Genomic DNA, 14,226 nt, shown 5'->3' with positions numbered 1-14,226 from the left:
ATTTGAATTACCAACATTTAGGGGGTTCTCCATGCAAAACGCATCATTAAGACCAATGGGAATTGGAAGAATATTAGATCGCAGTTTCCAGTTGTACCGTAAGCATTTTGTGACATTAACAATGATTATGCTGATCTTGTATGGTCCATTTAACTTACTGGTGCAACTGCTTACGTATCAAGAGACGGCGGTAAGTACGTCATCATCCATTCTTGACCAGATCCGCAGCGGAGCATCCATGCAAGATTTGTTTGGATCCGGTGCTTTCATGCAAAATAAACAGACGCCGATAGACGTAGGGAAAGTACTTCTCCTCTTGCTGGTTCTTATTCCAATCATGATTCTTGGCCTCATGCCAGCTTCGATAGCTTCCGTCTTACATTTGGTTAAAGCAAGCCTCTTCGGCGAAGAGACACCGGGAGTCGGGGTGCTATTGCGCAAATCTTTCCGCCGATTTTGGCCATTAGCAGGAAGCACGTTTTTGGATGCACTTATCATGTTCGGAATATACATAGGTCTCGCAATTATTATTGTCATTTTTGTTATCGTCTTTGCAATAGGAGGAAACTTATCCAGTTCGGTAGGAGGATTGGGTGGAGGTGCAGTTGTACTATCCATCATATTCTTCGTCATCCTTGGTCTTGGAGCGATCTTTACCTTTTCCTATTTTTTTATTCGCTGGTGTTATTATTTGCCTTTTGTCGCGCTGGATGAAGAGTCTATTGGTCTAGGCCGCAGTTGGAAGTTGACTCGCAAGAGCTTCTGGCGCTTATTTCTGATGTATTTTGTACTTACGCTCATTTTGTATCTTTTCCTAGCCGTCATTGATTTGATTATTGTTGCAATTTTTGGTTTGGGACTTGGAGGGCAGTTATTGCAAAGTTTAATTTCAATCTTGGTTACACCTCTATGGGTGCTGCCTTATGCAGTTAGCTTCTTCGATCTCAAGGTTCGTAATGAGGGTCTAGGACTAGAATCGTTGATTGAAAGTACCATACAAACTTCTTCATTGGAACCAACGGAAGAATTGGAGCCGTTTGACACTTTTGAAGATCTTCGTCCGATAGACTTGGATAAAAAGAATGATTAGTGCAGCTTTAGCTCCTTCTTTGCAAGAGGATAAAGAGCAATTAAAACAAATCTTAAATCAAAGCGAATACACGGCTTATGAGGTCAAAGAGAACGGCTCGATCTGGGCATGGTTGAAGCCGCTTTTTCGTAAAATACAGAGCTGGCTGCCAGATTTTCAAGTTTCAGATTCGGTAACGAACTGGCTAACCGTTGGTGTTGTCGTTGCACTTCTTGGTATTGCTGCATTCGCAATTTATTGGTTCGTGAAGCAAAATATTTGGCAAAAGAGAATCCGCTCTGACACTTACTTGCCTGTAGGGGAAATAAGCCGTTCTTATCGCTTTTATTGGCAGCAAGCAGATGAGCTAAGGGGAACTGGATATTTGCGAGAGGGCATACGCTCGGTCTTTCTGTCGCTTTTGTTCTTTATGGAAGCTAAACGAATGATCCGTGTGGAGAAATGGAAGACGAATTGGGAGTATGCGGAGGAGCTGGGAGGTTCATCGTCTTCCCTAGTCCCTTTGTTCCATGATAGTTCGGTTTTGTTTGAACGTATTTGGTATGGCAAGGAAGTAGTAACAGAGGAACAGTTTACTTCCATATATGAAAAGGTTGCCGTTGTTATCAGAAGGGAGGAGGGGGCTGCACATGAGAGGGCTGAATAGGCTTCATGTGGGACTAGCACTCAGCATCCTGATATTTCTCGTGTTAGGCTACTGGCTCGTGAAGCCAAAGCTCCCAGACCAACCTCCTTATCTGTCCTTCTCGGCGGATATCGACGGTACGAAAGCTTGGAAAGAACTGCTGAGTACGAAGCAGAAAGCAGTAAAGGAATGGCGATTTAGCTGGAAAAACCTTCCTAATGGTGAAAAGATGCTGCTGGTTGCCGTACAGCCGTCTGGTGTGACCAAGGCCGATCGCGAGCAGCTGCTCGATTGGGTTCGGAAGGGGAATGATGTTGTTCTGTTTGATCGCAATCCCGAAGGGTGGGGGCCTTGGGGGACTGTCTTGGCGGGGGAAATTGGGACGGGAAGTACGGAAAAGAGTACGAATAGTGCGAAAGAAAGTGCTTCTGTCTCGACAATTAAGGTCTCGCCGGATTATTCGTCAGCCGGTGGCTTGCTGACGGGGCGGGTGGATACACCGTACCGGATTAAGCCCGATGGGAACGGGCGGGTGCTGTTCGAAGATGAACACGGCGTGCTCGCCAGCCGTATAGAAGAAGGTTTAGGCAGCATCACCGTGGTGCTGACCCCGAACTGGATGCAGAATGGGACGATTGATCAGGAGTCCCATTTCGAATTGATCTGGCCGCTGTTCGCGAAGTCTTGGGACGCCGTGTGGATTGATGAGACCCATCACGGCTTCGGGACGAAGCCCGGACTGCTTGCCGTCTATCCCGCGTGGCTCGTGCTCGCGAGCGTGCAGCTTGGTCTCGCGCTGCTGCTGTGGCTCTGGCTGCGCGGCAAGCGCTTTGGCCCCGTCCACACGCCGCGGGCGTGGACGGTTCGCCGCGGCGACGAAGGCGTGCACGCCGTCGCCGCTTGGTACGAGCGCCTCGGCTACCAGCACGAGGCGCTTGCGCACCAGCAGCTGTTCCTGCGGCAGCTGCTGCATCAGCGCTGGGGGCTCAGCCCCAGCGCAAGTGCTCTACAGGCCGCGGAAACTGCTCGCGGCCGCATGTCTGAGGCGCAGGCGGCGCAGCTCGCGCGCCTGCTGGAGGAGCCGCCTGCTAGCGGCGGCTCAGCTGGGCCCCGCGCTGCGAAGCAGCGGGGCGTGAGCAGTGGGGCGTTCGTGCAGCGAACGCGGGAGATGGGCGAGATGATCGCCTACTTGGAGAAGGAGTGAGCGCAATGAATGAATTAATCCAATCAATGGAGCAGCGCTTGTTCGGCCAAAAGCTGAACATAAGGCTGCTCGTCACCGCTCTATTGGCTGGCGGTCATGTACTGCTGGAAGGTGTGCCAGGTCTAGGAAAGACCAAGATGGCGCGCACCCTTGCAGAATTATCAGGCGGGGATTACCGCCGTATTCAATTTACGCCAGACCTGATGCCCGGAGATATTACAGGCAGCGTCATTTATCATATGCAGGATCATTCATTTACTACGATTCAAGGTCCTATTTTCACGAATGTACTATTGGCAGATGAAATTAACCGTTCTGGACCGAAGACACAAGCGGCTCTGCTTGAAGCGATGGAAGAGCGTCAGGTAACGATTCAGGGGAATACGTATAAGCTGCCTAATCCTTTTTTTGTCGTAGCTACTCAAAATCCAGTCGAGTACGAGGGTACCTATCCGCTTCCGGAAGCGCAGCTCGATCGCTTTTTGTTTAAGCTGGTACTTGATTATCCTGGCGAAGAAGCTGAAGTAGAAATTCTACGCAGCCACGTACCATTCGGGCAGCATCAAGAGGAGTCACTCGCGGCGATACTGACCCCAGAACGCATCACGGAACTGCAGCGCCGGCTTTCCGATGTCGTTGTGGAGGAATCCTTATACACCTATATTGCTACAATTATTCGCAAAACCCGTGAGTCCAAGCGCGTACAGCTTGGGGCTAGTCCCCGGGCGGGAATTGCTGTGCTGATGGCTAGCAAAGCTTGGGCTTTGCTAGATGGACGAACGTATGTGACGCCTGACGATATCAAGCTTGTAGCGCGGCCTGCGCTGCGACACAGACTTCTGTTAACACCGCAAGCGGAATTGGAGGGCGGAACAAGTGACCACATCATCCAAGAGACGCTCGGCTCTATTCCGGTTCCTCGATAAATTTCTGCTTCAGGATTTTATCCTGCCAACGAACCGATTCATTGGACTCGTATTCGTAGGTGCTGTAGTCACATTAATAGCTTCTATTTTTGATGCAGCTCTACCTGTCTTCTGGAGTTGGAATGCCCTGCTCTGCGTACTAAGTGGCGTTGATCTGTTGCTGCTTCCTAAACGCAGCAGTTGGGGAATCCGGCGCAATCTTCCGGAGCAGATGGATGTTAGAAACAGCTTTGAGGTGGGTCTTGAGCTTAAATCCGAGGAACAGACGTCTATTCACGTTGAATTAATGGATCATTTGCCGCAAACATTCAGCATGGTCCGCAACCATATGAGCGGTGCCTTCCGAGGAACTTCAGCCTCTTTCTTTTATACAACGCTGGCTCTCGAGAGAGGGGAATACGTTTTTGAATACGTATATTTGCGCTACTTCGGAGGCATGGGGCTTTGGAAGAAGCAGGTGCGATTGAAGCAAGTAGATAAGATTGATATCTATCCAGATTTATCTCAGGTACGAGGTGTACTAGGCGCTGTACAGGATGCATTAATTTTAGAAGGCCAGCGGCTTTTCAAAAAGCAGCGCAGCGGCTCGGAGTTTCATTATATCCGTGATTATGTGCAGGGCGACGATATTAGGCATATCAATTGGAAAGCGTCGGCTCGCACGACGAAGCTGATGACGAATCTTTTTCAGCCGGAAAAAGGGAAGATCGTGACTCTAGTGCTCGACTGTGGACGGCAAATGGCAATCGAGCTTGAGGGACATGTGAAGCTTGACCGGACACTGGAAGCTGCATTAACACTCGCTGCCGTAGCTCTTAAACAAGGGGATCAAGTAGCTTTAATTGCTTATGCAAGCCAAGTGAAAGTGTACGTGCCAGCTGGAAAAGGGCTTTCCCATCTTCAGGAGTTAACGAGGGCCGTTTATGATCTGCGTACGGATTTCGTGGAGTCGAACACGCAGATTGCCTTCTCTCATGTGCTACGTTTTCTGAAAAAACGCTCGCTTGTCGTGCTATTTTCCGATATGGAAAGTTATCTATATGATCAAGAGCTGCTGCCTTATGTGCAGCGATTGCGCAGAAGTCACCATGTGCTGCTCTTGTCTTTACAGGATCCGCTTCTACATCAATGGGTGCGTATTCGCGCTGAGGATAGCCGCCAGGCCTATCGGCAAAGTATTGCCCATCATTTTACGACAGATCGTTACGCCTATGTAACTAAAATGGCCGGCCGAGGCATCCCGGTGATGGATGTCCCTGCCGACCAACTGACGCTTAGCGCTGTTAATGCGTATTTAGATTTGAAATCGCGAGATCGTTTATAGCATGAATTGTTTTTGTTTAGATCGTTTACTGATGCCATAACCGTAATAAAGTCCTAGTAACAATAAAGTCACTCCGGCAATGAGATATTTGACCTCAAGTGACATCGTAGACGGTGTAATGTAACCTTCAATAATCCCTGCAATGATGAATAAAGGAATCGTGCCGATCAGGAGCTGGGCGGATTCCTTGGCCGACTCCAGAAAACGCAGCTTACGCGGATAGGGTCCTGGGACGAAGAAGCGATACCCCATATACAAGCCAGCGCCGCCAGCGATGAAAATAGCGGTAAGCTCAATAATGCCATGCGGCAATATGTAGGCCAAGAATACATAGCTTTTCCCAGATTGCATGAAGACCGCAGCCAATGCTCCTACAATAAGTCCGTTGCTTATCATTAAATAGATAGTCCCGACTCCGAGCGTTACACCGCTTATGAAGGCGAGAACGGCGACCCGAATGTTGTTCGTCATAATGGCTGTAGATACGAGTGGGGAGTGCAGGTCCCCGCGTGGATCGGCAGTTTTGGAAGGATCAATACTGTCGGCCATTGTCCCAGGCATGATCATGGATAGATTGAGCGGATCGTTCCATACGGACAGGAAGCCCAGCAGCCCGCCAAGCAAAAATAAGAAAAAAGCAAAGCCGACAAAAAGACTTCTTGCGTGTATTAACGATGGAAAGTAGTGGAGGAAAAACTCCTTCATCTGTTTGCTGCTTTTGTTATTTTCTTTATACATCGCATTATGGGCTTGGGATACGAGATGATTCAAATAATGGGTTGTTTCATCCGTAGGCACGTGAGTTTGTAAGGTAGCAAGATGTGCGGATGCGACTTTGTAAAGTTCAGTGAATCTATTCACATGGCTGGCCTGCAAACGGCTCTTCCGTTTACTAAGCTGAATCAGCAGCTGCTCAAGCTCTGTCCATTGTGATTTATGTTCTCGAATAAAGCGCGAGATATTCATGGGGGGACCTCCTAAGAGTTTTCGTAGAAAACTTGCATCGTAAGCATGATCTTTGAGTTTTCGTAAAAAAACTTTGCATTGTAAGCTTAATCTCAGCGTTTTGCTTGTTCATTTTAGCATATCAATGACATTCGTTACCATAATTTTGAAATCATGAGGAGATGCTATGAACGAGTCTCTGGATAAAGAATTAACTATCGTGACACCTGAGCAGGTGCAATTGCAATTTCAAACCGCAGGCATTGGCAGCAGGACGTTAGCGCATTTAATTGATTGCTTGATTTTGCTTGTGATGAATGGCCTTTTATTCGTATTCGCTATTTTGATAAGCAGGTTATATTCGGGTGATTGGCTGCCTGCTCTTGCAGATTATTTGATCGCGATTGCTCTCATTCTTTGGGTTGTAGTGAACTTAGGCTATTTTGTCTGCACAGAAGCTTTCATGGGAGGACAAACGCCAGGGAAAAGAATTCTAGGACTTCGCGTGCTCCAAAATAATGGGCAGTCTGCAACCTTATTATCGATCTTGATTCGTAACTTGTTTCGTCTGCTGGATATGATGCCAACATTCTACTTCATTGGTGCAGTCAGCATCATCTTTAGTGCAAAAGATAAGCGCATCGGTGATATGGTAGCCGGAACCATTGTTGTGATTGAAGCTCGTTTTGAGCGAATGAAACGTCGAAAACATATCGATAAGGCAATCTCCAAAAAGAATTACCCCATCCTCACTCTGGAAATAGAGGAAGCCAAAAGACAAGAGATCACTGCGGTAGACTGGCAGCTTTTGCAAGCCTGGGTCGAACGAATACCAACAATGCATGATGCAAAACTACAGGAGTTAGCCTTACCGATTGCGCAGCATTTTGCTAAGAAGTTAGGTCATGACCTAGGGTTTACACTGGATCCTGCTGCATACTTAGCCCAGCTTTATGAGAAGCTGAGGAACGATTGGGAAGTTTAGATTGCTGAGCGGGCTTCGAAGTAATAGACAGTTGGAATGATTTATATTCCGACTGTCTATCTTTTTTGTCGAATTTAGCAAAATAATGGTTATTAAATCAATTTGTTCATACTATACTCAAAAATGGTAGATTATTGAAAATATGAATAACATTTGAGCGGGTATGGAGGATTATTGATGAAAAAACGATTATGTTGGATGACACTAATTGTATGTTTGGTGGTAAGCAGCAGCGCAGCAGCTGCAGAGAGTAAAAATATGCGTGGATTGAAGGCGGCAAAACCGTTGATTTGGGGCAAATAGCCACTATTGATCTTGATTCGGATTTTGTTTTTCTTGACGCGGAGAATACCAAGAAAATGAGTAAAGACAACCATGACAATGTCACGGGGGACGAGATTGGCAGTATTTTTCCGAAGAGTCAGGATCAGACATGGACAGTCATTTTGGAATATAAGAAATCCGGTCACATCAAAGATGATGAAAAAACAAAGATAGATGCTAAAGAACTGCTTAACAGCTATAAAAAGGGAACAGAAGCGGCAAATAAACAGCGTCAGGATGGGGAAAAGATTTATGTGAAGGGTTGGGATATTGAACCTTTTTACGATGAAAAGACACACGGGCTCACTTGGTCCTTGTTGGCTGAGGATGACAAGAAAGTAACATTTCTTAATTACAATACGCGTATTTGACGCGAGAGGGCAATATATCTGTTATTTTGGTCTCTGATCCAACTCATAGAGAAGCAGATAAAAAGGTGATCGCTGATAAATTGTTGCCCAAGCTGAACATGAAAACGGGAGAAAAATACGAAGATTTCAACCCAGCTAAGGATAAGATGTCAGAGTATGGATTAAGCGCGCTTATTTTAGGCGGAGCAGGGCTAGCAGTCGCTAAGAAAGTAGGGATACTGGCTGTCATTATTCTTTTTCTTAAAAAGTTTGCGGTACTTATCGTACTTGCTTTGGGTGCGGTTTGGACTTTTATCAAAAAACGATTTCAGAGGAATATCAATGGTTAAGAAAATGCAATATGACGACTCCTTATCGACGATTAGACGCCTTCCTGATAAAATGAAAGACGTTAATCTCGAATTCCGCGTTTATTCGAACGTTACGCATAAACGTACTAAATCATTTTAGGGAAGTAGGTTTTATATCATGATCGATCATATTGTACTTGTAAAATTCGGTGAAACGACGACGCAGGAACAGCTCCAAGAAGTCGTTGATAGATTTAAAGCGTTAAAAGTGCATCTAACAGGCATCGTAGATATTCAAGCGGGCATTAACTTTTCAGAGAAGAACAAAGGGTACCAGGTTGTTTTATCTGTACGTTTTGAGGATAGAGCAGCTCTTGAAGCTTATGGTCCAAATCCGGAGCACCAAGCGGTTGCTGCATATATTAGAGAAGTAGGCAGAGAAGATAGTTTGATTGTTGATATTGAGATTTAATATACGAAAAACTGCTGATAAGGATCCATCCTTGTCAGCAGTTTTTTTATGCGGATAATTTCAATAAATGATTATTTTGTCCAATCTATAAATCTATCATCTTCATACAATATAGTATCTTAAAAGAAAAGGAGATGAAAACATCATGGCAAATCAAATCGAAAGTTACTTTGGTCTTACGGTTACGCCCGTTACAGATGGGGTGCAAATTCCTGTCCCATTAACTCCGGCAGGAGTAGGACTTGCGGAAGTCAGAGTGGATGTTCCAGCCACATTTCCTCAAGTTGTAGAATTGAAAGCAACCATTGGAATAAGAGGAGATGTAGGTACTGGAAGTGTATTATTCCGAATTTTCCGCGATGGTCAAGTCATTTACTATGCAAGACAGGGTATTGAATCCGGCTTTGAGAAATACTATGTTCCGACAATCCAAGCAATCGACGTCAACCCACCAGCAGGATCTCACGGCTATACTTTATCTATCGAGTCTTTGACAGCAGGTTTAACAGCTGTTGTTATTGGTCCTATTACTTTGAGCGCTTTAGTTATAAACGCACTCTAATAAAGATGCCTTCGGCCCCAGACAAACTGTGGGGTTGGAGGCTTTTTTACTTTTAAATTTTCTGTTCTTTGCGATAAACCGAAGGTGCTGATCCACTCCATTTACGAAATTGTTTGGAAAAATAGAGGGCATCGTTAAATCCAACGGAAGATGCTACTTGGTCTATCGTCATGGAAGTCTCCAACAGCTGTTGGGCACGTTCCATGCGAATTTTTAACAGATACTGCATAGGGGATAAGCCCGTAGATTGTTTGAACATTTTACATAAATACGTACGATGATAGCCTAGTGTGTGTGCGAGCTCCTCGATAGATACCGGCTGTGTGTATTGCAGTTCTAAATATCGGATGGCTTGTCCGACCTGACGCTCAATATCGGTTTCGGTCGTTGGTTTAACATCAATTTGGTGGCTGTTCATGCGCCCGAGTTCCCGAATTAAGAGGCGCAGCCAAGCAGCGGATTCCATATCCTCAAGCACAGGAGTGTCAGAATGCTGAAAACTGGTGCGAATGTGGCGGTAATAATGACGTATAGAGCGGGGGTTGCTCCCCGAAATGACGGCCTGATGGGGGGAAACGCCAATTTGCGAAAGTAAGGTTCCTGCTGCGCGGCCTGAAAAGGCAACCCACGTATAGTGCCAGGGCTGATGACTGTCTGCGATATAGCTGAATAACTCTCCGGGATAAATAACGAAGGTATCTCCGGCGGAGCATCGATAAGTACGGTTATGCATCTCGAACGTGCCTTCACCCGCATGTACGGTATGAATAAGGTAATAATCATGCACAGCCGGTCCCATTTTATGTAATGGAATAGGCTTGCCTTCTCCGCTAAAAAGCACAGATAATTCATTGGTACTATGGAGCGGATTGATATGAATGGCGAAATAGGAATGATCCTGATTCATAGAAGCCTCTTTTAGTTTTTGTTTCTAGGGTACATGAATAAACTACAAATGTCCATATAGGAGTTCATTCAATCCATGTCTTTGGGAGTCGTCCTGCGCTATAGTGAAGATAAGAAAAAAGAACTCACTATGGAGGAGATTCACACATGTCCAAGATTACTTTTCTAGGTGCTGGAAGTACGGTTTTTGCCAAAAATGTACTTGGTGATTGTTTGCACACACCCGCGCTGCAAGGCTTTGAAATCGCTCTCTTTGATATTGATCATGAACGTCTGCAGGATTCAGCCAACATGCTGAATAACATCAAAAAAACAAGCGGAAGTACGTCAGTTATCAGAACATATACAGACCGTAAGGAAGCTCTAAGCGGAGCTAAATATGTGGTGAATGCTATCCAAGTAGGTGGCTATGATCCATGTACAATAACCGATTTTGAAATCCCTAAAAAGTACGGTTTGCGTCAAACGATTGCCGACACGGTCGGTATCGGCGGTATTTTCCGAAATCTGCGTACGATTCCTGTGATGCTCGATTTCGCAGCGGATATTCGCGAGGTATGTCCAGATGCCCTGTTCCTCAACTATACGAATCCGATGGCGGTATTAACCAATGTGATGAACACATACGGCGGTGTTCGTACAGTTGGCTTATGTCACAGTGTACAAGCGTGTATTCCGGAGCTTTTCAAAAGTCTGGGCTTGGAAAAGGAAGGCGTGAAAGCAAAAATTGCCGGTATTAACCATATGGCATGGCTGTTGGAAGTAACTAAGGATGGCGTTGACCTTTATCCTGAGATTAAGAAGCGGGCTGCGGAGAAGCAGAAAGAAAAGCATAAAGACATGGTTCGCTTTGAAATGATGCTGAAATTCGGTCATTATATCACGGAGTCGTCCGAGCATAACGCTGAGTATCATCCGTATTTCATTAAACGTAATTATCCAGAGCTGGTTGACCGCTTTAATATTCCGCTCGACGAGTATCCACGCCGTTGTATCGAGCAAATAAGCAGATGGAAACAAATGCGCGAGGATCTCGTGAATGATGCGAATTTGACGCATGAGCGTTCACACGAATATGCTTCGTATATTTTCGAAGCGATTGAGACCGATATTCCGTTCAAAATCGGCGGAAACGTGATGAATACCGGTTTAATTACGAACTTGCCGCGCGAAGCATGCGTTGAAGTTCCTTGTTTAGTAGACCGCAACGGTGTTACACCAACCTTCGTTGGCGATCTGCCTCCACAGTTAGCGGCGCTCAACCGCACGAATATCAATACACAATTACTGACGATTGAAGCTGCAATCACACGTAAACGCGAGCATATTTATCATGCAGCTATGCTGGATCCACATACTTCAGCAGAGCTGTCGATGGACGATATCGTTGCGATGTGCGATGAGCTAATTGAAGCACACGGCAAATGGCTGCCTGAATATCACTAAGTGTTCATATGAAAAAGAAGGTCGTGGCGTATGTCTAACATACCCATGGCCTTCTTTGCTTTAACCACCGAATGCGTCACGAAACGCATGGTTGAGTACTTCAAGCTCCACATTCCAAAGCGGGGCAATTTCTGGCCCTACGTTTTCGTCGAACCAATCGGAAAGCGCTTTGCGGTTGCTGCCATTCTCCGTAATGAATGGAAGATTCAGCATCACCTTTTTCACATAGAGCTCTTCTGCAGCCCTAATCTGTTCGGGGGAAATCCATACTTTCAAGCGCTTGATTGTTCGGTATAATTCCTTGCTGCAAGCTCTCCGAATTCCGCGTGCACTGGGGAACTGCTGTTTATGTTTTTCACTCGGCTTATTATTGGTCATGACAGTATCCACACTCCCTCTATGCTATTTGTATGCATGGAGAGGGCGCAGAGCCACTGGGGACAGGAACCTAAGCCGCCCATTTGGGTACAGGATTATAGTTTTACTACCTTATTTGGTTGGAGCTTGGCGCCTTGTTTGAGCTTGGTGTCGGGTCCTTTCGGTCCCAGGTAAGTCATCAGTGCTGGAAGCAGCATGCCCCGAACGAGGAAGGTGTCGATTAAAATCCCGGCTGCCATGGCGAACCCGAACAGCATCAATTCTTGTAGCGGCTGCGTCATCAGCACACTAAAGGTTGCTGCAAGGACTATACCAGCAGAAGAGATGACCCCGCCTGTCAAAGCTACGCCGCGACCAACAGCTTCCTTCCACGCATAGTTCTGAGCTTCCTCTTTAATCCGCGAGACCAACACAATGTTGTAATCGACGCCTAACGCGATGAGAAAGACGAACGTGTAGACAGGCAGTCGATAGCTAAAAGCATCATAGCCAAATCCGTAATGGAAGACACCCCATACAAGCCCCATAGTTGCTGCATAAGATAACAGCATGGTTGCGATCATGGTGAGAGCCAATCGGATGGATCGAGCCTGCCAAATTAGCATGAGGGTAATAAATAAGGTGATTAATGAAAATAGGACGAGAGTATCCCGTTTATTCATTGAACGGACGTCTAGTTGATCAGCCGTTTGGCCTGCATAATGAAGGGAAAACTGAGCAGGATCGAATCCGCTGTCGCGGAGTAATTGTTCACTATCCACGCGCATTTGGTTAATCAAATCCAGTGCTTCCTGATCGTAGGGGTTTTGCTTTAACGTCATCTGGAGTTTGATTGTATGCTTTTGCTTAGAGAGCATCGCTTGGGCAGTTGGGTTATTGGAACTCAGCAAATCCTGATTGATTTCAGGTGTGATGCCGCTAATTCCGTTTCTTTCTTTCATGGTATTAACCAATAAATTAGCCTTATCGATAAATGCGGCATCCCAAACGATTTCTTTCTCCGACTTCAAAAGGATCGTAACTGGGGCTAATTGCCCCTGAGGGAAGCGCTGCTGTAGAAGCTCGAAGCCTTGTCGTGACGATATATCACTCGGAAAGGACTTCATTAAGTTAAATGAATACTTCATGCTTAACGTCGAAAGAGAAGGAATGATTAACACCATTAACAATATAGTGGCTGTGAGGGCTGGTTTTTTTGTTATAAAAGCACTAACTTTTGCCCAGAATCCCTTCTGTGTCCTTTCGGAATGCGTCATCGCCCTCTTTGGAATCAGGGGCCAGAAGGCTTTGCGTCCAACGAGTGCAAATACAGCAGGGATTAAAGTCAATCCGCCTAGCAGGATGATGATCATGGCAATCGAAAACACAGGCGCAAAGTGATGGTAAGGCTTGAAAATGGCAGCGAACAAAGTGAGCATCGCGATAAACACAGTCCCGCCGCTGAATAGGATAGGTTCAGCTACTTTCGAAAAAGCGGTAGACATCGCGTCGTATTTGGAGTCTGTTTTCTTTAGTTCAGAGCGGTAACGAGTGACAATAAATAAGCAATAATCGGTTAGTACCGCAAAAAGCAGAATCATCATGATGGAGAGGGATTGTTTCTCGACGAAGAACCAGCCCATTTTACCCGCCAATCCGAGGATTCGGTCCACAACTTGATATACCATGCCGGCAATAACCAAGGGCAGCAGGGCAAGCAGAGGCGAACGATAGATGATGACCAAAATGACTAAAATCAAAACAACCGTTGCTAGCATTAAGACGAAGTCAGCTTTCTTGAAAAGCATGATCGTATCGGATGAGATGCCAGCAGGCCCTGTGATTTCAAGCCCGACAGTCCCCATGCCGATCTGACCCGCCGTATGTCGAATTTGTTCAAGGGTGTCATAGACTTGCCCGGACTCCAAATCCTTTTGTAACAAGACGGTCAGCAGGAGTGTTGTGTGATCCTCGGAAAATAAAGTATCCTGTTGAGGTTTGGGTAGTTGATGGAAAGGTACGGCGCGCGTGACCAAGGGCGGCTTCTGATCGGAGCTAAGCCATTCGCTAATTTTCTCGATATTTCCGCGTTCTGAATCTGTTATTGCATTCTGTCCATGGAAAACAAGAAGGGCTGTCAAGCCATCTTGAGATGGATAGTCTTCCTTCAAAATTTGCTGAGCTGCCGCGGATAATGTATTTTCATGAATGCTGCCTTCTCCGCCGCTTTTTGCAACTTCCTTCGAGGATGGTGCCAAAGCGCTTAATAAGATAATGGCTGCTAGCCAACTGATTAGAACGACTTTGGCTCCTTTGGAGCTGCTTACTAAACGAGCTAACTTCGGGAAAAAACGGTTCATTGTTCATGTCCCCTCTCCTTATTCTCATTAGAATTGTAG

14 protein-coding genes and 1 pseudogene are annotated in these 14,226 nt (G+C 46.0%); 11 read left to right on the top strand and 4 right to left on the bottom strand.

Annotation, left to right across the window (positions count from 1 at the left end):
• Positions 1-31: 31 nt before the first annotated feature.
• The 5 genes from G519_RS0127175 to G519_RS0127155 are packed head-to-tail and all read left to right on the top strand — an operon-like array spanning position 32 to position 5,169.
• Entirely contained in the window at positions 32-1,090 is a 1,059-nt protein-coding gene (locus G519_RS0127175; protein WP_029197376.1) for a hypothetical protein, read from the top strand.
• Positions 1,083-1,736 carry a DUF4129 domain-containing protein gene (locus tag G519_RS0127170; RefSeq protein WP_029197375.1) on the top strand — a complete coding sequence of 218 codons (654 nt, stop codon included), beginning with the start codon at positions 1,083-1,085 and terminating at the stop codon, positions 1,734-1,736. Before G519_RS0127175 ends, G519_RS0127170 begins: the two co-directional genes overlap by 8 nt.
• Positions 1,720-2,919 (top strand): DUF4350 domain-containing protein, encoded by a 1,200-nt coding sequence (locus tag G519_RS44745; RefSeq protein ID WP_051253722.1) that lies wholly within the window; start codon positions 1,720-1,722, stop codon positions 2,917-2,919. Before G519_RS0127170 ends, G519_RS44745 begins: the two co-directional genes overlap by 17 nt.
• A 5-nt stretch (positions 2,920-2,924) precedes the next feature.
• Positions 2,925-3,845, top strand: a complete 921-nt coding sequence (locus G519_RS0127160) for an AAA family ATPase (protein ID WP_029197374.1) — start codon at positions 2,925-2,927, stop codon at positions 3,843-3,845.
• On the top strand, positions 3,796-5,169 hold the full coding sequence (locus G519_RS0127155) for a DUF58 domain-containing protein (protein ID WP_029197373.1): 1,374 nt from the start codon (positions 3,796-3,798) through the stop codon (positions 5,167-5,169). Before G519_RS0127160 ends, G519_RS0127155 begins: the two co-directional genes overlap by 50 nt.
• Here G519_RS0127155 and G519_RS0127150 read toward each other — a convergent pair.
• On the bottom strand, positions 5,164-6,135 hold the full coding sequence (locus tag G519_RS0127150; protein WP_029197372.1) for a stage II sporulation protein M: 972 nt from the start codon (positions 6,133-6,135) through the stop codon (positions 5,164-5,166). The two genes, G519_RS0127155 and G519_RS0127150, sit on opposite strands and share 6 nt — an antisense overlap.
• A 166-nt stretch (positions 6,136-6,301) precedes the next feature.
• Between G519_RS0127150 and G519_RS0127145 the strand changes: the two genes are divergently transcribed.
• The 5 genes and pseudogenes from G519_RS0127145 to G519_RS44735 all read left to right on the top strand — a co-directional run bounded on the left by G519_RS0127145 (position 6,302) and on the right by G519_RS44735 (position 9,118).
• Positions 6,302-7,099 (top strand): RDD family protein, encoded by a 798-nt coding sequence (locus tag G519_RS0127145; protein ID WP_029197371.1) that lies wholly within the window; start codon positions 6,302-6,304, stop codon positions 7,097-7,099.
• A 177-nt stretch (positions 7,100-7,276) separates the two neighbouring features.
• On the top strand, positions 7,277-7,402 hold the full coding sequence (locus tag G519_RS53105; protein ID WP_268613379.1) for a hypothetical protein: 126 nt from the start codon (positions 7,277-7,279) through the stop codon (positions 7,400-7,402).
• Positions 7,390-8,123 (top strand): annotated as a pseudogene (locus G519_RS53715) (DUF2167 domain-containing protein). The gene G519_RS53105 and the pseudogene G519_RS53715 overlap by 13 nt, the downstream one beginning before the upstream one ends.
• A 139-nt stretch (positions 8,124-8,262) precedes the next feature.
• Entirely contained in the window at positions 8,263-8,556 is a 294-nt protein-coding gene (locus G519_RS0127125) for a Dabb family protein (RefSeq protein ID WP_029197370.1), read from the top strand.
• Positions 8,557-8,701: 145 nt separating this feature from the next.
• On the top strand, positions 8,702-9,118 hold the full coding sequence (locus tag G519_RS44735) for a hypothetical protein (protein ID WP_051253719.1): 417 nt from the start codon (positions 8,702-8,704) through the stop codon (positions 9,116-9,118).
• Positions 9,119-9,170: 52 nt separating this feature from the next.
• On the opposite strand, the gene G519_RS0127115 is transcribed toward G519_RS44735, so the two are convergent.
• The gene (locus G519_RS0127115) at positions 9,171-10,025 is read right to left on the bottom strand and encodes a helix-turn-helix transcriptional regulator (protein ID WP_029197369.1); all 855 of its coding nucleotides are present in this window, start codon (positions 10,023-10,025) and stop codon (positions 9,171-9,173) included.
• Between the two features lie 146 nt (positions 10,026-10,171).
• Here G519_RS0127115 and melA point away from each other — a divergent pair, with 146 nt between their 5' ends.
• Positions 10,172-11,470: an alpha-glucosidase/alpha-galactosidase gene (gene melA / locus G519_RS0127110; protein WP_029197368.1), complete on the top strand. Its 1,299-nt coding sequence runs from the start codon at positions 10,172-10,174 to the stop codon at positions 11,468-11,470.
• A 60-nt stretch (positions 11,471-11,530) separates the two neighbouring features.
• Here the strand turns inward: melA and G519_RS0127105 are convergent, their stop codons facing one another.
• Together G519_RS0127105 and G519_RS44730 are read right to left on the bottom strand one after the other, a co-directional pair.
• Complete coding sequence (locus tag G519_RS0127105; RefSeq protein ID WP_029197367.1) at positions 11,531-11,848, bottom strand: hypothetical protein; 318 nt, start codon at positions 11,846-11,848, stop codon at positions 11,531-11,533.
• A 95-nt stretch (positions 11,849-11,943) separates the two neighbouring features.
• Positions 11,944-14,187: an MMPL family transporter gene (locus G519_RS44730; RefSeq protein ID WP_064743545.1), complete on the bottom strand. Its 2,244-nt coding sequence runs from the start codon at positions 14,185-14,187 to the stop codon at positions 11,944-11,946.
• Positions 14,188-14,226: the final 39 nt, after the last annotated feature.

Origin of the sequence: Paenibacillus alginolyticus DSM 5050 = NBRC 15375 (genome assembly GCF_000422905.1) — a bacterium.
Taxonomy (GTDB): domain Bacteria; phylum Bacillota; class Bacilli; order Paenibacillales; family NBRC-103111; genus Paenibacillus_E; species Paenibacillus_E alginolyticus.
Note: the sequence above shows the minus strand (reverse complement) of the source record. Positions and strands in the feature narration are given on the sequence as shown.